General features: G+C 46.9%; 27 protein-coding genes and 1 tRNA gene. 20 read left to right on the forward strand and 8 right to left on the reverse strand.

Annotated elements, in window-relative coordinates; genetic code table 11:
* Positions 1-104 precede the first annotated feature (104 nt).
* The gene (locus tag N530_RS0113060) at positions 105-1,058 is read right to left on the reverse strand and encodes a Gfo/Idh/MocA family protein (RefSeq protein WP_026481046.1); all 954 of its coding nucleotides are present in this window, start codon (positions 1,056-1,058) and stop codon (positions 105-107) included.
* A 176-nt stretch (positions 1,059-1,234) separates the two neighbouring features.
* Here N530_RS0113060 and N530_RS0113070 point away from each other — a divergent pair.
* The 13 genes from N530_RS0113070 (at position 1,235) to N530_RS18160 (ending at position 10,770) form a co-directional block, all read left to right on the forward strand.
* A tRNA-Met gene (locus tag N530_RS0113070) sits at positions 1,235-1,311 on the forward strand.
* A gap of 90 nt (positions 1,312-1,401) precedes the next feature.
* Positions 1,402-2,115: a hypothetical protein gene (locus N530_RS0113075; protein WP_026481047.1), complete on the forward strand. Its 714-nt coding sequence runs from the start codon at positions 1,402-1,404 to the stop codon at positions 2,113-2,115.
* 78 nt (positions 2,116-2,193) lie between these two features.
* The gene (locus N530_RS19150) at positions 2,194-2,394 is read left to right on the forward strand and encodes an AlpA family transcriptional regulator (RefSeq protein ID WP_026481048.1); all 201 of its coding nucleotides are present in this window, start codon (positions 2,194-2,196) and stop codon (positions 2,392-2,394) included.
* A complete protein-coding gene (locus N530_RS18150) occupies positions 2,384-3,061 on the forward strand; it encodes an HNH endonuclease signature motif containing protein (RefSeq protein ID WP_051540951.1) in 678 nt (225 codons plus the stop codon). The genes N530_RS19150 and N530_RS18150 overlap by 11 nt, the downstream gene beginning before the upstream one ends.
* Positions 3,061-3,591 (forward strand): hypothetical protein, encoded by a 531-nt coding sequence (locus tag N530_RS0113090; RefSeq protein ID WP_026481049.1) that lies wholly within the window; start codon positions 3,061-3,063, stop codon positions 3,589-3,591. Before N530_RS18150 ends, N530_RS0113090 begins: the two co-directional genes overlap by 1 nt.
* A complete protein-coding gene (locus N530_RS0113095; RefSeq protein WP_026481050.1) occupies positions 3,591-4,010 on the forward strand; it encodes a hypothetical protein in 420 nt (139 codons plus the stop codon). The genes N530_RS0113090 and N530_RS0113095 overlap by 1 nt, the downstream gene beginning before the upstream one ends.
* Positions 4,003-4,401, forward strand: coding sequence for a hypothetical protein (locus N530_RS0113100; protein WP_026481051.1), 399 nt, complete (start codon positions 4,003-4,005; stop codon positions 4,399-4,401). The genes N530_RS0113095 and N530_RS0113100 overlap by 8 nt, the downstream gene beginning before the upstream one ends.
* Positions 4,398-5,174 carry a hypothetical protein gene (locus N530_RS0113105; RefSeq protein ID WP_026481052.1) on the forward strand — a complete coding sequence of 259 codons (777 nt, stop codon included), beginning with the start codon at positions 4,398-4,400 and terminating at the stop codon, positions 5,172-5,174. The genes N530_RS0113100 and N530_RS0113105 overlap by 4 nt, the downstream gene beginning before the upstream one ends.
* 39 nt (positions 5,175-5,213) lie before the next feature.
* Positions 5,214-5,540: a hypothetical protein gene (locus tag N530_RS0113110; protein WP_026481053.1), complete on the forward strand. Its 327-nt coding sequence runs from the start codon at positions 5,214-5,216 to the stop codon at positions 5,538-5,540.
* Positions 5,541-5,544: 4 nt separating this feature from the next.
* Positions 5,545-8,157: a hypothetical protein gene (locus N530_RS0113115; protein ID WP_026481054.1), complete on the forward strand. Its 2,613-nt coding sequence runs from the start codon at positions 5,545-5,547 to the stop codon at positions 8,155-8,157.
* Positions 8,147-8,530, forward strand: coding sequence for a hypothetical protein (locus N530_RS0113120; RefSeq protein ID WP_026481055.1), 384 nt, complete (start codon positions 8,147-8,149; stop codon positions 8,528-8,530). The genes N530_RS0113115 and N530_RS0113120 overlap by 11 nt, the downstream gene beginning before the upstream one ends.
* Positions 8,531-8,546: 16 nt before the next feature.
* Positions 8,547-10,298: a glycoside hydrolase family 104 protein gene (locus tag N530_RS18715; RefSeq protein ID WP_155851998.1), complete on the forward strand. Its 1,752-nt coding sequence runs from the start codon at positions 8,547-8,549 to the stop codon at positions 10,296-10,298.
* Between the two features lie 10 nt (positions 10,299-10,308).
* Positions 10,309-10,770: an HGGxSTG domain-containing protein gene (locus N530_RS18160; RefSeq protein WP_035267136.1), complete on the forward strand. Its 462-nt coding sequence runs from the start codon at positions 10,309-10,311 to the stop codon at positions 10,768-10,770.
* Between the two features lie 682 nt (positions 10,771-11,452).
* Here N530_RS18160 and N530_RS0113135 read toward each other — a convergent pair.
* The 3 genes from N530_RS0113135 to N530_RS0113150 form a co-directional block, all read right to left on the reverse strand.
* Positions 11,453-11,773 carry a hypothetical protein gene (locus tag N530_RS0113135; protein ID WP_026481056.1) on the reverse strand — a complete coding sequence of 107 codons (321 nt, stop codon included), beginning with the start codon at positions 11,771-11,773 and terminating at the stop codon, positions 11,453-11,455.
* Between the two features lie 244 nt (positions 11,774-12,017).
* On the reverse strand, positions 12,018-12,308 hold the full coding sequence (locus N530_RS19085; RefSeq protein WP_155851999.1) for a hypothetical protein: 291 nt from the start codon (positions 12,306-12,308) through the stop codon (positions 12,018-12,020).
* 316 nt (positions 12,309-12,624) lie between these two features.
* On the reverse strand, positions 12,625-12,855 hold the full coding sequence (locus tag N530_RS0113150) for a hypothetical protein (RefSeq protein WP_026481058.1): 231 nt from the start codon (positions 12,853-12,855) through the stop codon (positions 12,625-12,627).
* A 109-nt stretch (positions 12,856-12,964) separates the two neighbouring features.
* Between N530_RS0113150 and N530_RS0113155 the strand changes: the two genes are divergently transcribed.
* The 5 genes from N530_RS0113155 (at position 12,965) to N530_RS0113175 (ending at position 15,749) form a co-directional block, all read left to right on the forward strand.
* The gene (locus N530_RS0113155; protein WP_155852000.1) at positions 12,965-13,240 is read left to right on the forward strand and encodes a hypothetical protein; all 276 of its coding nucleotides are present in this window, start codon (positions 12,965-12,967) and stop codon (positions 13,238-13,240) included.
* A 28-nt stretch (positions 13,241-13,268) separates the two neighbouring features.
* The gene (locus N530_RS0113160; protein WP_026481060.1) at positions 13,269-13,679 is read left to right on the forward strand and encodes a hypothetical protein; all 411 of its coding nucleotides are present in this window, start codon (positions 13,269-13,271) and stop codon (positions 13,677-13,679) included.
* A 36-nt stretch (positions 13,680-13,715) separates the two neighbouring features.
* Positions 13,716-14,132, forward strand: coding sequence for a hypothetical protein (locus tag N530_RS0113165; protein ID WP_155852001.1), 417 nt, complete (start codon positions 13,716-13,718; stop codon positions 14,130-14,132).
* 179 nt (positions 14,133-14,311) lie between these two features.
* Positions 14,312-14,647 (forward strand): hypothetical protein, encoded by a 336-nt coding sequence (locus N530_RS0113170; RefSeq protein ID WP_026481062.1) that lies wholly within the window; start codon positions 14,312-14,314, stop codon positions 14,645-14,647.
* Positions 14,648-14,732: 85 nt separating this feature from the next.
* Positions 14,733-15,749, forward strand: a complete 1,017-nt coding sequence (locus N530_RS0113175) for a GAF domain-containing protein (protein ID WP_026481063.1) — start codon at positions 14,733-14,735, stop codon at positions 15,747-15,749.
* 266 nt (positions 15,750-16,015) lie between these two features.
* On the opposite strand, the gene N530_RS0113180 is transcribed toward N530_RS0113175, so the two are convergent.
* The 4 genes from N530_RS0113180 to N530_RS0113195 all read right to left on the reverse strand — a co-directional run bounded on the left by N530_RS0113180 (position 16,016) and on the right by N530_RS0113195 (position 19,049).
* Positions 16,016-17,317 carry a site-specific integrase gene (locus N530_RS0113180; protein ID WP_026481064.1) on the reverse strand — a complete coding sequence of 434 codons (1,302 nt, stop codon included), beginning with the start codon at positions 17,315-17,317 and terminating at the stop codon, positions 16,016-16,018.
* A gap of 197 nt (positions 17,318-17,514) precedes the next feature.
* Positions 17,515-18,078 (reverse strand): hypothetical protein, encoded by a 564-nt coding sequence (locus tag N530_RS0113185; RefSeq protein ID WP_155852002.1) that lies wholly within the window; start codon positions 18,076-18,078, stop codon positions 17,515-17,517.
* Positions 18,057-18,590: a hypothetical protein gene (locus N530_RS0113190; RefSeq protein ID WP_155852003.1), complete on the reverse strand. Its 534-nt coding sequence runs from the start codon at positions 18,588-18,590 to the stop codon at positions 18,057-18,059. The genes N530_RS0113185 and N530_RS0113190 overlap by 22 nt, the downstream gene beginning before the upstream one ends.
* Positions 18,591-18,797: 207 nt before the next feature.
* Positions 18,798-19,049 (reverse strand): hypothetical protein, encoded by a 252-nt coding sequence (locus N530_RS0113195; protein WP_026481067.1) that lies wholly within the window; start codon positions 19,047-19,049, stop codon positions 18,798-18,800.
* Between the two features lie 474 nt (positions 19,050-19,523).
* Here N530_RS0113195 and N530_RS0113200 point away from each other — a divergent pair, with 474 nt between their 5' ends.
* Positions 19,524-19,910: a hypothetical protein gene (locus N530_RS0113200; RefSeq protein WP_026481068.1), complete on the forward strand. Its 387-nt coding sequence runs from the start codon at positions 19,524-19,526 to the stop codon at positions 19,908-19,910.
* A 66-nt stretch (positions 19,911-19,976) separates the two neighbouring features.
* A complete protein-coding gene (locus tag N530_RS0113205; RefSeq protein ID WP_026481069.1) occupies positions 19,977-20,279 on the forward strand; it encodes a hypothetical protein in 303 nt (100 codons plus the stop codon).
* Positions 20,280-20,520 lie beyond the last annotated feature (241 nt).

The following is a 20,520-nucleotide window of genomic DNA, read 5'->3' on the forward strand; positions in this document are numbered from 1 at the left end:
ACGGTTCGAATTGAAATTAGCCCCGAAATCGCAGTATCGCGGAACAGTTTAGAAATCCATAGGTGCCAAGATCACACCTTCAAGACAAATGTAACAGCCAGTGATTAAACCGAAAGTGTGTTTAATATTTTAACAACTTCAAGACCTTGGCGTCCATTTGTTAAAGGTTCGCGATTTTCTTTGATGCAATCAATAAAATGACCAAGCTCATCGGTGAGCGCCATGCCAGCCTCACACGCAATATTTTCGCCATCATCTTTTGAAGAACGCCAAGCATCGCCTTCACGTGCAACATCGTGCTTATAAAGCGTGACCTTTTTATTCCAATCCTGCTCAAGATCATCCCAAACAACGCTGGCCTTCGTGCCAATCACGCTGAAACGGCGCTCAATATAAGCGCTGTGCCGAGATACGAACACATGGCCCTTCATGCCGTTTTCAAATGCCAAATGAATATGCGCGCTATCCGTTTGACCATCTGTCACCGACACAGGAACCGCATCAACTTTAATCGGACTAGATTTTGCAATCGATAAAATTAAAGAAAGATCGTGCGGTGCCAAATCCCATGCAGCATCAAATTTGGTATGAAATTTGCCAAACCCCAAACGGTGGCTTTGCACATATTTTATGTCGCCAAGCGCCCCATCCTCAATCAAGGAAACAATCGCGCGAAACGCATTATGATGGCACAAAATGTGGCCTGCCATTAAAACGCGGTTTGCGCTTTGAGCGGCATCCACCATGGATTGCGCGTCGCGAACATCGAGCGCAATGGGTTTTTCCGCAAACACATGTTTGCCAGCGGCAAATGCCTGACGCGCTGTTTCTGCATGATATTGAGCAGGCAGAGCCATTGTGATGCCGTCGATTGCTGGATCAGCAAAAACACTTTGCGCATCACGCACATCAACGCCGTTTTTCTGGGCCAATTCTTTGGCCAGATTTTCGTCTTGATCGACAATACACGCAAGCGCGCCCAGTTCAGCCAAGGTACGCACATGATTCTTGCCCCAGTATCCGCATCCAAAGACAGCGATTTTCGGCATAGAACGCATAGATTACCCTTTCATATCATGGCTAATGCCTGTGCTAATCAGCCAAGAAGTAGAAAACAAGGGCGTAATATGATGCAATTGGCAAATCAGTGCGAAAAACAACGATTGCTTGCTTGACAGGCAAGCGACCTTCCCCCTATATCCGCCTCGCTTCAAGTAACAGGTTTACCTGTTGTGGCGGGATAGCTCAGCTGGTTAGAGCAGCGGAATCATAATCCGCGTGTCGGGGGTTCAAGTCCCTCTCCCGCTACCAATCATTTCAACCACTTAGCAAGCAAGTTACCACAAATCATTAATTGCTTGCTGCGCATGGTCACATCATGGTCACAGCGAGACTTCATTTATGGCTAAATCTACAGATCATACAGAATGGGCTACACAGATTATCAATGATGCTGATGAAACGTTGGACGCTGACCAAAAGAATTTAAAACAAGCAATCCTTCTCATCTCTGAACTTGCTAAACTTGAGCATGGTATTGCAGATGCTTACGCAAATGACGTTGTGAGGCAGCACGGTGGCATAGAGAAAACCCCCACCGACGCAATTACAGGTGCAGAAATGCGCATGGCTACAGCGCTCTACCTTCAAAATATGGTCAATGCACTTGCTAATGGACGGCAACATCCAATCAGAAGGCTATTAAAGGGTATAAAGAAAGGCACCGATGAACCACTTTCAGCGGATGCCGAGCTAATAAAGCTGGCCTTTACGTCAGCGTTTGTTGATGAACTAACGTTGAAGCACAGCAAGTCTGAAGAAGCAGCATTCGAAATAGCTGCAGAAATTCAACACAAAATCGGCAACGGAAAGCGACTTAGCACCACAGATCGAAAAAATGTGGCTGGCGCATTAAAGAAGAAAGTCACGAGGAACCGAGAGAAGCACTGCTCCAAGGCACCTTGGCTTGACGGTGAAGCACTTGCTAGAAATTCCTTTAGAGAAGAGCCTTACGAGCGAATAGTTTATAGATACGAACTCTTGATCGCTCGGAACACGGGGCCTGCACAAGTTGAAAAGCTCATGCTTAGATTGCGTAAGCGGCGACAAGGATAGTTTGGGACATCGCGACGATGTAATGTCCAGAAAACAGAATGCAATCATCTGACACCGAACTCAAAGTGAAGGTGTCAAATGTTGAACGAACGTATTTTTTATTCTGACCGTGATCTTGATGCGATGGGCTTACCCACTCGCGTTACACGTTGGCGGATGCGCCGTAGCGGCGATTTCCCAAACCCCGTGGAAATTTCAAAAGGCCGCAAAGCCTATCCAGCAGAGGCAATCAAAAAATGGATTGCGGAACGCATGGAGGGCTACTCCCATGCAGCTTAATAAATCAAACCCTGCAACAACACTGGCGGGTGTTGGCAGGGCTAAATCAAAAGCAAATGATAGGAAGCTTCGACTTATAAATGATAAGTCGCGAGCCTTTAAAAAGCAAGTTGCAAAATCAACCTATTCGGCAGCTGCGAGCAATCGCAAATCAAGGCACGTTCAACCTAAGCTTACACAAGCTTATATTCGCGAACTCTTGCTTTATAACAAAACAACTGGCGAAATGACTTGGCGGGTTGATCGAGGCCGTTTCCGTTGCAAAGGAAAACCTGCAGGCACCTCATGTAGAGGTTATATTTCTATTGAAGTAGATGGCCGCCTGTATAAACGCAGTCGCTTAGCATGGCTCTATATGACAGGCGAAATGCCACCAGTAGGTTACTACGTGGATCATCGCGATAGAGACAAGGGCAATGATGCGTGGAACAATCTGCGCTTAGCCACCCCTGCTGAAAACGCCCGCAATCGTACACCATGCGCTCGCAATAAATCTGGCTTTGTCGGTGTATGTAAAAATAACGGCGATGATAGGTGGACAGCCTTTATCAACATCGACGGCAAGTGCAGAACTATTGGCACATTTGCAGAATTTGATGATGCTTGTGATGCACGGATAGCAGCTGAGATTGAGCATTATGGCGAGTTCTCACGGAGGGCTGCATAATGCGCAAATTCTCTATGGTCTCACCGCGAATTTGGCAGTCGCGCAAATTTCAAGCTTTGCCAGACAATACGGCTCGGCTTGCCTATTTTTATCTGATCACATCAAACCACGGAAACGCAGCGGGCTGCTATCATTTGCCCGCAGGTTATGCTGCGACAGATACAGGGTTGAGCGAAAATGACTTTATCAAAGCTCGTTCTGCTCTGATCGCTTCCGGCTTACTGATTTTTGATGATGAAACGGACGAAGTGTTTGTTCCGAACTGGTATGAATTCAACGTGCCAACGACAGAAAAGCACATCACAGGCATTCGTTATTCACTTGAACGCATCGAAAGCGAAACGGTATTCAACGCTGCCAATGAGCAGCTTGAAGCGGTGGAACAAGCACTCATTGATCGCAAAGAAAAAGCCGACGCTGCAAAGTTTGCCAAGGAAGTTGCAGGCAAGCACGGCTTAGCGGTCATTAGGGCGAATTCAAAGCCAAACCGTCTCACATCGTCTGATTATCTAGCAAGGGAGCGTGCTTAATGTTTATCCCATTGCAATACCATACCGATACCATTCGATATACGGATACTGATACAGAAACGGATACTATACGGAAACTGACACGTGAAACTGGAAACAGGACACTTGAAAAAGATACCGTCAATTCGTGCCAAGCTGGAAATCTAACAGAGACTTACGGTCAAAATCGTAAGGCTTATGAAGATGGAAAATCACGTTCACCTTTAGCGCCCTCTCCTGAACCTACAGCACCAAGCTTAAACCTCATGGCCTTTTGGTTAAGGCACAAAGCACAAAGCCGCCCTATCGGTGAAATTCTAACAGATGCTCGATCAGGTGTTTTGTCAGGTGTCGTTTCAGGCGCTTTACCCGATCAATTCATAGTTAAAAATCAAGCTGCCGTTCTCGCGGCAATAACGCGAGGTGATGCTCATGCGTAATTTAAACAATCAAACTTCAATTCCTAATTCATGGCAGATGCCAGAAGGGTTAGGCCGCTTGGAAGCATGGCTTGAACGCAAAGGGGTTGATGTTCACAGCATCAAAAGTGATCGTCAGTGCCTTCACTTTGTCACAAAGCTAGCAGGCGTCTGCACCAAATGGCCTGCTCGTGGGCAATCTGCCATTCCTGAGCTTGTGCGGTTACAAAAATCAATCTGTCCAGTTCGCCAGAGTGTTTCGCCACATACAGGCCGTCAGCCTTGGCGTGCACAGCCAGAACCATTCCTAAAATCCAAAGGCGCAGCTTCTCCTGTTCGCAGTGTCGATGAAAACATTCTTGCAGAAATAACTGCCCGCTATGGGCTGGAACCTAGAAAGGTTACCCGATGAAATATCCTATTCCAATGCCACGTCCTATCCAGCCTCAACAGCAGATGCAGCAACCTAATCCAATGCAACCAACACCCTTTGCACCTGCACCACAGCAGAACGCACAAGGCAGGCCGCCATTGATGCAGCGCTTGGCTAATAATTCTGATGCTTTCTTGCAAATGGGCTTAGGGATGCTCAGTGGGCGTACAGGTGCAGAGCAATTTTCCCTTGGCGCTCAAGGCTTCGGCAATGCAGCAAAAAGCATTAAAGAGAAGCGTGAGGCAGAAGCCACCAAGAACAAAACCCTACAGTTTCTTCAAACTGCCGATCCTGAAATAGCAGCGGCGGTTGAATCGGGCGCTTTATCAACAAGCGATGCCTATAAAGTACACCTCCAAAACAAACGTGGTGGCGGCGATCTAGACCCGTATGGCTTCCCAAAATCCGGCGCTATCAGCCAGAAGCTACGCGCTTACCAGATGCAGGGCATTGATGATGAAAAAGCTCTTGGCCTCGCAACAGGCCGATATTCTGCTTCGATCAACCCGCAAACAGGTGAACGTGTAATTATTGATATGGCAAGCGGTGAGCTAATGCCATTACAACAACCGGATCGCGGGGCTGAGCAACCCACACCACAAGCAATGCAAGCAGACACTGAGCAACGATCTGGCCTGTATGATATTGCCGACGATGCAACGGGCGTTGGATCAACACTTGGCAACTTATCATCAAACACTATCGGACAAATTCCAGGCGCTATTGGTGAAGCTGCGACTTTCCCCGATTAAGTCAAAGGTCAGCAGGAAATTAAATTATTCCAACGTGACTTGATCCGCTCGCTATCACTAAATCCAAGGTTTCCAGTTGCAGAGCAAAAACGCATTGAAGAACTTATGCCAAGCGGTGCATTTACGTCTCCTGAAACGCTCAAGCAATCGTTGCGCTCGCTTGATGCAGAACTCACAAGGATCGAAGCAGAATTAACAGCATCGGTTAATGATCCGAATTCGCCAATCCAAACACGCCAGCAGGACGGCGCAACATTGCGCGGCGTACAAGCAGCACGTCAACGCATGAATGTTCCACAATCCGGTGCAGCGCAAGATCAGCCAGCGCCTAGCGGCAACCTCAAACAGAAATACGGTTTGGAGTAATCACATGGCACAGGCACAAGACTTAGCGCGGATCAAACGTAACGTTTCTAAAATGGTGGGCATGAATGCACCAGAAGTGGACATTGATGCTTACATCGCACAGGAAGGCACAACAATTGATGTCATCCGAGCATTCAAACCTCAGACACTAAGCACAGGTGCAGATGCAGCCCAACAGTTTGGCGAAAACTTTAATCGTGGTGTCTATTCACTAATTAATGCCCCTACAGCCATAGCCAATGCTGGCATGTCTGCCATTGGTGCGGATTATCGCTTTAAACGACCACTACAAGCAATCGCTCCAAGCCTCGATGAAACAATCATGCAGGTGCCAGAAGCACAAACAGCAGTAGGCCGCGTCGCTGGAACAGTTGGCGAATTTGTTGGGGCTAATACACTACCAGCAGGCGGTATGATTGCAGCAGCACCAAAGATTGCAGCCGCCACTGCAAATGCCACAGGTCTGCTTGGCCAAAGTGCAAACCGCATGGCCGCAGGCGTAGCAGCAGCACCTGCTACAGCAGCAACAGGCGAGCTTGTTTCAACAGTTGGCGCTGGAATTGGCGCACAGGTAGCAAGGGATTCAGCGCCCAACAGCGCCACAGCTGAGCTTGTTGCCTCAACTATTGGCGGTATCGCAGCACCTGCCGCAATCGCGGTAAGCCCTATCAATCTAGCCCGCAAAGGTGTCAGCGCAGTAGCTAAACGTGTTTCTCCAAAAGAACTTGAAAAAGCACAGCGTCGCCAAATATCAGACGGCATCCGGCAAAACCTTACGCCAGAAGGCGAAGCAGCAGTTCGGGAATCTGCGCAACTACAGCAAACTATCCCAAACTATCGACCGTCAATTGCAGAAGCGACAGAAAGCCCTGCATTCATTGCAACACAGCGCGAATTTGAAGGCGGTTTGAGCGGTCCTGATTTGGACGCAGCTAACCAACGATATAGACAAAATCAAATCGCGGTTGATGATGCAGCAACAAGTCAAGCACCACAATCCAGCCTCTTGATCGATGATGTTTTTGCACAAGCGCGCAAACGTCCTGAACGTACCCGATCAATGATTGATGCGAAGGTTTCACAGCTTGATGATGCGGCAAGAGCGCAAGCCGAAGATATTGCCCCACGCGCCCAAAGGTCAACAATCGGCGCATCTATTAGAGACCAGATCGAATATGAGCGCGATTACACAAAGGGCCAGTTAAGCCAAGATGCGCAATCAATGGGCCTAAATTCCATAGCGCAAAAGTACGACTTCTCACAGCCGGTTAAACAGCAGTTGATTCAAGCAGTAAAACCACGCTCAGGCCTTGCAGACAACAGCGCTTTACCGAGAGGTATTCTTAGCGACATTCAGGCAATGGGAGATAGTGTATCTGTTACTGATTTGATGGCGTTACGGTCACGCATAACTGATGATATTCGTACTTACACTGCACGACCAGATGGACGACGCAAAGTTGAATATCTTGAGACCTTGAAAAGCGCACTTGATAGCGTTTCAGATCAAATTGTTCGGAAAGCTGGCGACAGTCGAATTGCTGATAATATGCAAACGTTCCGGCAGCGCTATCGCGATCAAGTAGTGCAACCTTTTGAACAAGGCGCTATTGGTAAAGTCCGCAAAAAAGATCTGGCAGGCGCATACCGCATACCGGACGAAGAAGTAGCAAAAGAGTTTTTCAATGGCTGGTCACAGACGGCGGCGAAGCAGTTTCGCGAAACATTCAAGAACGCCCCTAATGCCAATTCCACGATGGAAGCGGCTGCTATTGATGATCTTTTCTCTAGTGCGGTTTTAGACGGCCAGATTGATCCGAACAGGCTAGCTATGTGGACACGTCGTAACGCTGGCGTGCTGCAAGAATTTCCTGATATTGCTGGACGAGTGAAAGGCTTACAGGATGCCGTAGATAGCATTGCTAAGCGCCGTGCAATTCTTACAAGTCGTCGTCGGAAAATCGAGGAAAGCTATTTATCGCGTGAGCTTTCAAAGTTAGACAATCCAACAGGCAGCACGACACCAGAATCCGTGATTGATGCGGCGATTAAAAACCCTGCACGCATGCGCAAGCTGCTCAGTTCGGTAAAGACAACCGAGAGCAAAGACGCAATAGCGAGGCACGTTTGGGAAACAGCACTTTCGCAAACTGATCCTTCTGCGTTCATCAAGCGAAACGGCTTTTCTGTTCAAGCAGCACTTGGCAAAGACAAGTACACAGCAGCCACACGCCTTGCTCGTGCAATAGAGAAAAATAAACTCGTTCGCCCACCTGCAGGCCGTGCCATGGACACAAACCCAATGGCCGCGCTTGAGAACAGTTTAGGGACTGGCCTCAATCAAATGTCGTCGCGTGTCTTTGCGGTTAAAAGCGGCCGAACCTCTGCCCGCTACGCATTTGCAGATATTGCGGGCCGTGCATTCCGAACCATGACAGCGAACCAAGCCCGTCAAACCTTGCAGGACGCAATCTACGATCCGCAAGTAGCAATTGATTTAGCGAACGCTCTTGAAATGAACGCTTTAAGCCAGCCAGCAGCAAAGCGTCTTTACACATTTCTTTTGTCGAACGGCATAGTCGCCGCAAACGGTGGGGATCGCCATAATGATAACTGAAACAGACAGATTAAGCCGTGAATTTTTCACAGAGGCAGCCTGCGCAAATGCAGACTGCTTAGAGTTGCCATTCAGTTATTTTGAAGAATATGCGCTCAAATTTATCGAGCTTGAAACATCCAGCTTTGAAGATGGGCTTATACTGTTGGTTGTCGCAAAGTCACTGGTTTCTGCTGAACTCGTCGCAAGGCAAAACCGCCACCTAGCAAGCACGCTTGAGCAGTTAGAAACGGTCAACCAACAACTTGACTGGATCAGCAACGCAGCCTTCGCACTTATGGAAAAAGGGCTGCAAATCGTCACTAAAAATACAGACGTACCTACAGCCCCATTCCAATACGTGCCTGCCGAACTCACACCAATTCTACAATAGATCAGAGACACCGATTATGCGCTCAAAAGAATATTATGATAAGCTCCTATCTAATCCGAATGTGCAACGTGGTCTTGCAGTCATTCGAGCAACAGAGGGAACAGCACGATATAACGACCCCTATGCGGTTGCATTTGGAGGAAGGAAATTCGATCCCACTAGCGGACACCCACGCCAGCTTTACAGTTTCCGCACCAATACAGGAAAACCTCAGAAAACATCAGCTGCAGGAGCGTACCAGTTTTTAAGTAAGACATGGCAAAACGTAGCTAAAGCACTCGATTTAAAAGACATGTCCCCTCGCAATCAAGATATTGCGGCCATTGCACTCATAGATGGACGTAATGGTCTAAAGCCACTCGTAGATGGTGACATAAAAACATTTGTTAAAAAGGTTGGCCCTGAATGGGCTTCGCTTCCAACAGCTCCCAAGTCTTACGATCAGCCAACAAAGAGCTGGTCTTATGTACAGGATGTTTGGGATAGCGCCCCGACAAATAATTACGCCACTCAGCCCGAACTTGCATCACTGCCGGAGCCAGCTACTCGACCTGTCGCATTCGATGAAACCACCCAAAATACTGAAAACCCCTTTAATGGGCTACTTGCTACACCTGCTCATGCCGGAAGACTAACGCAATCGGATGTAGGATTGCTAGAAAGACCATCGCCAGTTGCGCCGTCAACAGGCTTACTGGCCTCACAATACAATCAATACCAGCCAGCCAAAGCAACGCAATCAACAGCCGGTTATATGGCGCAACAGCAGGCCAAGGTTGCAGCGAATGAACTTAGCCAGCTACCAGAACAGGCACAGCCAAGCGCAGGCATGTTGGCGGATCAATATGCACAATATCAACGCGGTACAGTGCCACAAATCCCGCAAGCAAATAACTTTGATGCACGATTTAATGCACCTGTAGCGGAGCCAGCAACACAAGCGGGCATATTGGCACCCGATCCACAGACAACGGCATCAGTAACGCCAAAAGTCGCGGCTAATCCTGAAAGCATGACACCTGAAGAGTTCCAAGTCTATCAAGAAGATTTGGCAATGTCGCAGCCTGTTTTGCAGCCTGAACCGCCATTAAACGCAACACCGCTTACAGCTTACACGCCGCAAGCGCAGCCAATGGCAAGCCCATTCGATACGGCACCTATGGCACCAACCAATCAAGCGCCAGCCGCACCACCACCGCCTCGCGGTAACGATGTGTGGAACGGCCAAGCAATGTCTGGCGTGGCAAATGGCGGCTATGAGCTTAACAGACAAGCCAACGGCGATGTGTATCGCTATTCGCCTGAATATAACCGCACAGACATCCTCGACGCATCTGGTGGCTATAAGAGCCAGCAAAAGGGCCGCATTGACGGTCCGGTCACTGACACAATCGAAGCGCAGCCAAAGCAAGGCTTTAGCAACCCAATATCACCAGCACAAACAAACCTTGGCAATACGGTTCGGGGTGTTGCTGGTTCCGTTGCGGGCGGCATGGCGGGGTCTCTACTTGGTCCAGCGGGCGGGCTAATCGGCTCATTGTTAGGTGCACGCATTGCACAAGGCAAGGGCTTACTCGGCTCTCAAATGACACCAGCGCGAGGCGTTGCGGTCAATCAATTTCCAAACGCACCAACAATCAATCAAGCAAGCAATGTTGCGAAGGGCCGTAATAACAGCGGTGGCAGAAGTTACAACGATATGCGTAACGATGGCTTCAGCGATAGAGTTTCGACAGCCGCATCACAAGGCAAAGGAGGCCTGTTTTAGGGGTATCAACATGCGAACTATCTGGTTTCTATCTGGGATAGATTTAGAAGCACACCGCGCTAGAGCGGGACTAACACAGCAACAATTAGCAATCAAAGCTGAGTGCCATGTGCAAACCGTGCGCTTTTGGGAAGGGCAGCGAAGCCGTGAAGATTGCGGCGGTCTTTACTCTAAAGCAGTGCAACGCATGGCACGCGCAATGAACTTGGAACCGCTCGGAGAAAGCCCCGTTCAAAGCCCAAATGGTCGCATTAGCCGTGAAGATTTGGAAGCTGTTGGGCTTGGCTGGTTTTATGACAAAAGCGAACCTAAGTCGCCTCGTCATTGTAATGCACGTAGACCTGACGGCAGCAAATGCAGAAAGCGGCCTATAGCGGGCAAACAGCGTTGCGCCCAACATGGTGGCCTATCAACAGGCCCCAAAACGGCAGAAGGTAGAAAATGCATATCTGACGCACGGCGCAAACAATAGACCCGCCTATCGACTGACAGTCTTTATTTGAATTTTGTATTAATTTGTTAAATTTAAGTCACTTAGCGGCTAAACTCTTCTAAAGTAGACGTTTCTAGAGGACAGACCATCCGTTTAGCGGCTGACGCTGTAATAACAGCATAAAAACAGCGCAGGCCAATAAAGGAATTCATAGGAGCCGATCTGATAATACAGGTAATTAACAGTGCAAGTTCACCCTCAGCAAGATTACCGCACATGAGAAGATTTTTCGGGAGTCACAAGGAGCTAAAGAACCTGATAAAACCTCATATTGCCATGAGGATAATTTGCCTGAGCAGAAACGGTAGAACGCTAAGGTTTCGCAAAGGGTTATGATGCTGGCAAGAGACACCTTATCTCAAGGCTACTTCAAGGGCTGCTATAGAAACTACACGGCTCAAAAAACGCTTACAAAACTATGCCTTAAGTGAAAATGAAACTAAAACAAACAGCATTCTCGGAGCAATACGCGCCCACACGCGAGACGGCACCGCCACCCACACGTGAAGATGCGCACATTCCGTAAATCTGACTCATAGAATCGGTTTGTGGGGTAAAATGAATACACCTACCTGATGCATGAAAAACGGCTCACAGAGCGTCTGAGAGTCAGGCAATCGACATAAGCCATTTACTAGCAAGATAGAAATAGATCAGCGGACTAACCTGCAGATTGAGTTTCACGCTGATAGACAAGTGAAGCGCCAAGCAAAGGAACGTCTACCGCCACCCCTGATATATCAATATCAAACAGGCGCTGTATTTCATTGGCTATGGTCTGCAGCAAATCAAGCAAATCATTAGTGACGGTTTCAAGAGTGATGCCACAACCAAGTTGCCGCTTGGCAATGTCTGAGAACTGCCTCTGCAGGAAAGGTAAGCCTTGATCGCGTCTATCAATCCGCTCGACATAACCCAAAGCGACATGATCCACTAAATCCACATGGCGGCTAACTGGAAAAGCTTTAATTTGGGCTGACATGGCGATTAACTCCTTGAGCAGTTATGCTCATTATAGGCACTTTGTGCACTAATACTAGCATGAGCGAATGATAATTGCGCTGAAATGAATTTTTATGGTGATTTATTGCGCAATCATACGCCAAACCAATAACCTATTGCGCAAACTGCATTGATAATCGCTGCAAACGCCATACTTGCTGTGGTAGGCTTCCACAGCGCAACAGTGGCAGACACAATCCCCAAGGCTGTGATCGCAATTAGCATCATTCAGTGGCTTCTGATTTTAGATCGCAACCGCTATCTGGGCTATCGTTCTTACAAGCCCCCAATACATGAAGAGATCGAAGATAAGCGTCTCGCTCTCCGCAGGCCTGAGCCGTATCAACATTCCAGCTATTGCCTTTACAAATTAGCACGCGTTCAGACCACAAACGATGCAGCGCTAGATTAGGCGTGTCAGACTGCAAATAGGCCTCATCGTCAGAGATACGCTCAAATTGGTAAATTTCACCGCTTTCAGTATGAATGATATAATGAACATCACCATCCCGCATAGTGAACTCTGGCCACACACGTTCAGCATCCAAATAAACTGAACCATTGCATGTGATACTCAGAGTGAAGGAACTCTTTGCAGTGAAACTCACTAAGTATCGCTCAGCGATATCCCCTTGTGCGGCACCATTGCAGGGGGCGACCCCCGCAATTCCCCAGTTAATTTCACAGAGTCCATCGAAAACCGTTTTCGCGTCGCTATTAGCGTAAGAACAGTATCCTTTTCGCTCAATGGTAGTTGATGCGACAGCAGGCACTACATGAAAGCCAACAATATTCACGGCTGCTAACAAACATAATCGTAAGCTATTTAAATTACTCATTCTGCTTCTGAACATCATCGCTCCTTTTCGCGAGCCGCACACCAGCACCACCGCCATTTTCAGAAATAAACTGAACTCCTGCATTCTCTAATGCTGCTTGAATAGCATCCACTGTCCTCTCTTTTAATTCTTCACCACGTTCAAGCTTTGAAACTGTCGCCTGAGCAACCTTCGCAAGCTCGGCCAAGTCACGAACACCAAGATCGAGGGCGGCCCTTGCCATTTTACATTGCTTCGCAGAAATCATAACACTGTTATCTTTTTGTATTGACGTTACATAATTATAAAACTATAACATGGTTATGTTTTAAAGCCAAGCAAGGAGAATTCAGTTGTTCAATCGCTCGGAAATTATGAAAGACGCGCATCGCAGCGCAAAGCATATGATGCAGACTGCAGGCTGGGCGCAGTATGGATATCGTTATGTGTTTCAATACGCGCTTGGCTGTGCATGGCGCAGAGCGAAAGTTGCAGCGCTTACAGAGCAGCAACGCCAAATTGCAGCAGTAAAATCAGAGATTGCTAATCTTGAATATTTGCCTTTGCGTCAAAACGCAGCTGCACGTCGCAGCGCCCTTCAAAATAAACTTTCAACACTGGCTGCATAAGCAGCTGGCACAATACGAGGAGAATAAAATGCACCTTATGACACGTAGGAAAGCGCTTGCTGCCCTGACAGCTACAGCAGCCGGAGCAGTAGCAAGCAAAGCAGTCGCTGAGCCTGTAGATCACGCCGCGCTAGTACATCACCATTTAACTGAGCTGACAAAAGCGCTGCATGCGATAGGCGGCTATCCCGTGGAGGCCAGTTACAACTTGTCGATGGAGAATGGATATAGGCCAGAGGTTCATTTTACAAAATTCTTTTCAGACGCACCTAAGCCGAATGACGCTCTTTCTAACAAGATCGACAATAGCATGAACAGAATGAAGCAAATAGGTTCGCTGGACACTGAGCCTTCTGATCCTCGTGACAAAGAAATCTATCGCCTTATGCGCCCTGTGCATCTGCGCAAACAAACAGAAGTCAAAATTACAGTTGGCTAACTGCGCAATCCACAACAACAATAGAAAGGAAATGATATGTCTAAATCAAGCGATCCTATAGTAACGCTCTTCAACCAAATGGGAGAATTAGAGCGCATGTATGACGAGCTGGATGAAACTCTCAGCACATCGAAGATAAAAGACTGGCGCACTGAATCTGAGAAAGATCACTGTTACGATCAAATCTTGAGCTTACGTCAGCAGCTATCATTCATGGAGCCAACAACATTGGAGGGTGCGACAGCACTAATGATTGTGCGCCAAATATTTAATGCATTGGTGGAAGGCAACGACGATGAAGGCAGCTTCCTAAGAGACTCTGACAGTCGAGCCGCTGATCGTTGTCATTATGCTGCACTAAGGTTTCTCGCGACAGAGGAGCAACGCAGTATACCATCTGCCAACAATAAACTTGATCCTTGGTCACGCCGCCCATTTGCTAAGGCTGCTTAGATGGTCTGACCTGCAAAATCTATATCCAGCTACTCCTTAGCTCGTACAGCCGCCGTGATCCTGATTGGGTTGCGGCGGTTTTTCGTCTTCCCACTTAGCATATTTGGACGCGCCCACAGTGCACTTGACTCTGAGCCTCACCTAGCAGCAAATCCACCATCGGATAAGTTGGGGGGCTTATGAAAAAAATAATTATCATACTGGCTATAATGTCATTATCAGCCTGCACGCACTCAGGCGAAGTTTACGATTCAAAAAAGCATACAAAAGAAGACCTTTCGAAGGGGCGCACCGCCGCCGCTATAGGCGGCACCATCCTAGCGGTGGCTGCGGTTATAGCGGCTTCGCAAGGTGGAGCGGGTTATTCTCCTAGCTACGTTCAAGATTATGATTGGGATTGGGACTATCAACCCATGAACAGACAATGGGCTTGTAGAGGAACCACTACAGGTAGGTATGCACCGCTGTACAAATGCGCAACCGACATGAAAAATGATAGTCGCTGGCCGGGGTAAAGCTTCCCGTATTCAAAGCGCATCTTAGTCAATTATTCACTTACAACATTGATAATGTTTACGTAAAATCTAGAGATACATATTTATGGCAAATTCAGAATTTGAAATAGCATTTGAGAAGGTTTCGAAAAGCCATGCAACCAATACGAAAACCGTAGCATTTCTCCATCACTTTGTCTTTCCAGTCATAATTGGTATACTTGGTTGGGCATCTCCATTTCTATGGGCTAAATCGCCAATGATATCGTTAGGGTGCTGGCTTATGCTCTTACTTGTCTATGGCCTATCATGGTGGCGCGGACACCCACACTATGACGATATATTAGACCTATTGAATAAAAAGCTGAAAGACGAAAAAACTATCGCCAAAAACAATATGGAAATTGACGATCTGAGTACTTTGTACACTGATATGTACACCAACAACGTGACTTCCTTTGTATTACGGAGAATGAGTGTCGCATACATTAAGGAGATAACTGCAAAAAAAGGAAAAGTTCAAAAACCTGATTTTGAAGAAATGATATCTGAAATTTGCGCCCCAATTTATCTGAGCGGAGATTCGCTATTCGGATTTGAGATTTCAGAAAAATGGAGCGTTTCACTGTATTTACATCACGCGAAGAATGATCTGTTAGTCCCAGTTTGGAGGGAAAAGTCCGCAACTCACCCTTCGAATGGCCTTGGTAGAGTATGGCGACAGGGGGAAGGTCACGTTGGCAAGGCATTTATCGACAGAAGGCCCATTTTGACAGGTAATGCAAATGACGAAGGTGTAGCTCAATTATGTCGTGCAAGAGGTTCTAAACTGGCACCTTATGACGTTAATGCTTATGTATCTTTTGCAAGCATCCCCTTGACCCTCACCAGCGATGATAAGCTTAATCCGCTCGGCATCCTTGTCGCATCCAGTGATAAATTAGGGCGGTTCTCGGAGGAGGATACAGCAGAAATTTTAATGCACTACTCAGAAACTATAGCAGCGATTTTGGAACTAAGTGCCATAGATATAGATTGCTTTATTGAACAAATAGTAGATAAATATGAAGAAATCGAAGGAGTGGAAAATGTCGAATCAGTTAAAAAAAGTTCGAAGCAATAAAAAAAGACTGAATACGCAAGTGGCTATAAAAACGGTCGAATTTGAAAGCCTTCGGCTCGGAGTTGCATTAGCGTCTAGTGTAGGCAACAGATCAAACGACAGAAAAGAGTTTGCAAATAGCTTAGTTCAGGAATCCAAAGACAGGGCTAAAAAATTTATATCACGAGAACTGGCTCACCACGCTCGATAGCCTGCATATTAAACTAGAACTAAAAACGACTTCTGAGACATGCTTGATCGCATAGGGAAATGAAACGCAACTTTGTTTATATGGTCAATCTGACCAAATTGTTTGAATTCTCTCTATCAGATATGATTTCATTAATTCGGATTGCCCAAGAATCAAGCGCACGCCGTTTTTCACTCAGATAACCATTGCGATCATAGACACTCGTCACCGCAGCGCTATTTCCAGTATCGCTGGTATGGTTCAACACCTTAGATACGGTAAAGCGTGGGAAGCCTAGCCGCTCGCTCGTGAGGTTTGTTGCACCAGTGCGCCTGAGATCATGCGGCCTGATATCTCCTAATTCCAAAACGTTCCGCATCCGCACAAAAGCATGCGTGAGCGCCTGTCCATCGATGGGCTTATTTGCATCACGAGGAGAAGGGAAAACAAAGTCACTATCGACACTTCGAACATTCAAAGCTTTATCAATCAGCTCAATTGCAAGAACAGACAACGGCACGACATGATCTCGTTTGTTCTTTGTACGGGCAGAAGGTAAAACCCAAATGCGTTGGTCGCGATCTATCTCTGACAGCTTCATACCAGTAACCTCAGAGCGACGCTGCAATGTGACCATAGCTAACTGAATGGCGTAAGCCACACCAGCAGAAACGGTCAAACCCTCAACCTCAATTGGAGGCGTCATTGTTTGCCAAATCGTGCGTAATTCATCGTCGCTCAGAACTCGCTCTCGCGGCTCATGGCTGGCTACAGTGACATGCTGGCACGGGTTCTTGTCTACAAGCTCCTGCCTCTCTGCAAAAGAATAAATGCCATGTAGAATTACCTTGCAATGTCTCGCCGCACTTTTTGAAGTATTGTCAGCGAGATCATTTACAAAAGCCTGAACCATGGAGCGACTAACGTCTGCTAGCTTTCTAGAGCCGAGCTTAGTGAGAATATGTTTATTAAAATATAGCAATTCAGTGCGAAGCGTTGAAACACGCTTAGGCTTTGCATTTTGTCGATGTCTACCGACCTTACATTCTTGAAAATACCATTCCCCAACTTGCTGAACTGTCTCGCGCTTAAATTCCTCAATAGCCGCGTCTTTAGCCTTGGCGGCTATTGCTACCGGATCACCGCCAGCAGATACAAACGCTCGCTCTTTAACCACCCTGCTTCGCGCATCAGATAACGAGACATCATTAGTTCTACCAAGCGACATCCGTTTTTGTTGGCCTGCTTTGGTTCGATAACGAAACGTCCATGATTTAGCACCTGCTGGCGATATACGTAACGCAAGACCATTTTCGCGCTCGTCTGCGTATTCGGTGACTTTACCATCTATAGGCTTAGCGTTTCGAACAAATGCGTCGGTCAACTTCAATCGCGGCATTTTTAAAGCCCCTATGGTCACAAACTCTATTCATGGTCACATCATGGTCACATAATGTGCGCAACTGTATGGCATCACATGAAACCATATGATAGACATAAACCCATGATTTGCAGTGGTAAAGGCTATTTTATGAAATTGAGTGAAAAGATATGAAACTAGCCGAGCACAATAATCATAATCCGCGTGTCGGGGGTTCAAGTCCCTCTCCCGCTACCACCATATACATCATCAGATGCTATGAAACCATCATGACCAATTAACGCGTTTAACTTACCCTGCAGATGAACCTCAACACTTCCCGCGCCCTCTCGCCCCTCATATACAGTAACCTGCTCAATAAGCTCTCTTATCGCCTCAACACCCGTCAAATCACCTGCATTAATCTGGTCTTGCAAAACCGTGTGCAAATCAGTCAGCTGCTTTTGGTACTTGATCAGCAGCGAGGGGTGGAGTTCTATTGGCGCTTCAACGATTTCCAATTGCTCGAGTTCAAGAGAAATCTGTTCAATTTCTTCCGCTAACGTCGCTACCTTTGCTCCGAACAGCTTCATGTCCAGAGAACCATCGGCAACACCATCAATCAATCGGGTCTGGTTTGCCATTTTACGTTGCATTTTAGCAGTTAAATCACGTTTATGGCCAACGGCTTTCTGCGCAATACTTTTTTGCTCTGCATGAAAGGCTTCTAAAAATGCAGTAGTCACCTCTGGACGCAACAGTTCGGCTTGGAGCACATCTACCACTGTTTGCTCAACCATATCCAGATAGAAAGATTTTGGCGCTTAAGAACCAATTGGCTTTCAACCCGAAAAAGCAAACCTCCTAACACTTTGCGACGTCGATGAAACGAACCGGTATCCGCCAGCATTGCTGCGGTGTTCGCGCCTGATTTCATAAAACGGTCCAGTACAGACAAGCCTTCGCGGCTGAACTGGTCATATGACCATAATGGCAAACCTGAAGCCGTCAGGACGTTCGTGAGCTCGATGTCTTGATCATTGCGATAATCTATACTTTCGTAAGACTGCACTTCGTACTGGCTAAGCAGCGCAACAAGAATAGGTAAAACTTCTCCGGTACGGCTGTGCCCATTGCGGCAAACATCAATCACCTCGCAATCGACGCCGGACGCCGCCAGTGCACTAAATAACTTCATTGGACTAGCATATGCAGTCTTCCGCCCATTCAAGCCGTACCGGTTTTGATGCATGATAGTCGTGATGGCAATGGCACGCCCCAGAAGCGACCCATAAGTAGCAATTCTTTCCAATCGTTGCTCCGTTACCTCCGTACCTATCGTGAACCGTGCCAGTTCCAAATCTGGATGGCTATTTACTGCGATTAGAAGATCGTCAGCCGCACGCGACTTCCGTGCATTACACATAGATAACACAAATGCGATTGCGGCTTCAGCGTCGCTGCCATATATACGACGACGGCTTGATACACTGAATGTTCCTATGATCGCTTTGATCGTTTAGAAATCTCCATGCCCAATATCTTCGAAACATGTGCCAGCTAATCGTCGCCATAGCCGGTCCGGCTTTAGTTCAAGCAGTGTAACTGCCGCCCTTAATGCAATTTCAGGCTCATTCCGCCTTATGGCTTTTTGCAAAGCGCTCATCGCAAGCCACTCTGAAACAGGAAATGGCTTTAATTGTCTCTCAGATGGCTTGACGGCAAATAAGCTTGCTTGCGCGGCGTTGTCATTATGTGTCGCTGGCGACATTTGAACCTCCATTTTTGTTGGAGGGGGCGATACAACTGCCCTTCAAAGAGCGAAGCACATTCTAGGTGAACCTAACAGGATGTAACTGAAATTATTTACTATTTTTCTTTCAGCCAAATATTTTAAACGGGGTTTAGGCGTACATTGAAAAGGTGTCTCTCTTAGTGTCTCAGATACATCCTCATTTGCTATACGCAGTTAAGAAGAACGGGATAGTTTTTGATGATGTATTTGCATGAAACGGTCTCCCGCTACCAAAATTCCAAATTCCCGCTACCAAAATTATCGCGGGAAATTTGCGAAATAACTCAATGAAATCAACGGTCCATTTAATGTCTCGGTAGCGAGTCATTATCTGTACCCAGCGATGTAACCAGTAGGTTCGCTCGATAGAGAGCAGAGCTTATGAACTACCTTATACGAAGAGACGCGACCTACTATGCACAAGTCAGACTGACTTATTCGGCCAGATTCGTGTTGAAAACTGATGTTTACCACCAAAGTCTGAGGACAAAGGATTTCGAAAAAGCCAAGATCAGACTGCGCTATGTGCTCAGTTGGATTGCAGATTTGGAAATGAAGAATACGAGCGAAATGGATGACTACAAACTTTACCGTCATAATTGGACGGGTAACGCTCGGACCATTGCTGATTATTTGAAAGATGAATGGCCTGTCGATGAAGAGCGGCTTTGGCAGCGCGGCAACTTCGAAATTATGGTCAATAATTATAAGAGAAAAATGCAGATTTCTTCAGGTTTCAGTCCAAACGAATTTGTTCCCGGATTTTCAGATCAATTTCTAAAATTTATAAAGATGCAATATGGATCCCCACATAAACCATCCTTTCTGCAACAGTAGTAGGACTGGCGGCACAGCGAGCAAAGAGAATTTGCGATAGGTCATTTTTAGTTTATTAAGATCCCTATGCAGTTTATTTATCCTATAAATTTTGTAGGCCACGATGAGTGGATGGAAAGCGGATACGCGCTCAATCTTTCCAGTGGCGATGTTATTACCCGCGACGGTGTAGTTCTCGGGAAATGGCGTGTAGCGGCCTATAATCCAGAATTTGACCATGAGGGCGGGCAATATGAATTCATCGCAGATGGGCAAGACAGCATTAGCTTTTCGGAAGGTTTTGGAGTTCTAGATTCTAGGGCTAATCGTGGATTCGCGTTGTCAAATCTAACCCGTAAGATCAAGCAATTGTATGATGCTGAACATTAATGCAATTGTCGCATAAGTAGGCATATGGAACGCTACTAAACTGATGGCTTTTTTTAACAGTCAAGGTCAGCTATGCGGACTTTTGAGACGTGGCTAAAAGTCGCTATTAGTATGTTCCATATATTCAATTTATGCGACTAGAATGCTGTAGTGGCAACTTACAGATGCGACAGTTCAGCAAGGTAGACATGCGACACTCCAAGGCTTCCCTTTTGAGAAGTTTTGCAGGACCAACGCATGG

This window comes from Ahrensia sp. 13_GOM-1096m, assembly GCF_000620605.1.
Classification (GTDB): Bacteria; Pseudomonadota; Alphaproteobacteria; order Rhizobiales; family Rhizobiaceae; genus Ahrensia; species Ahrensia kielensis.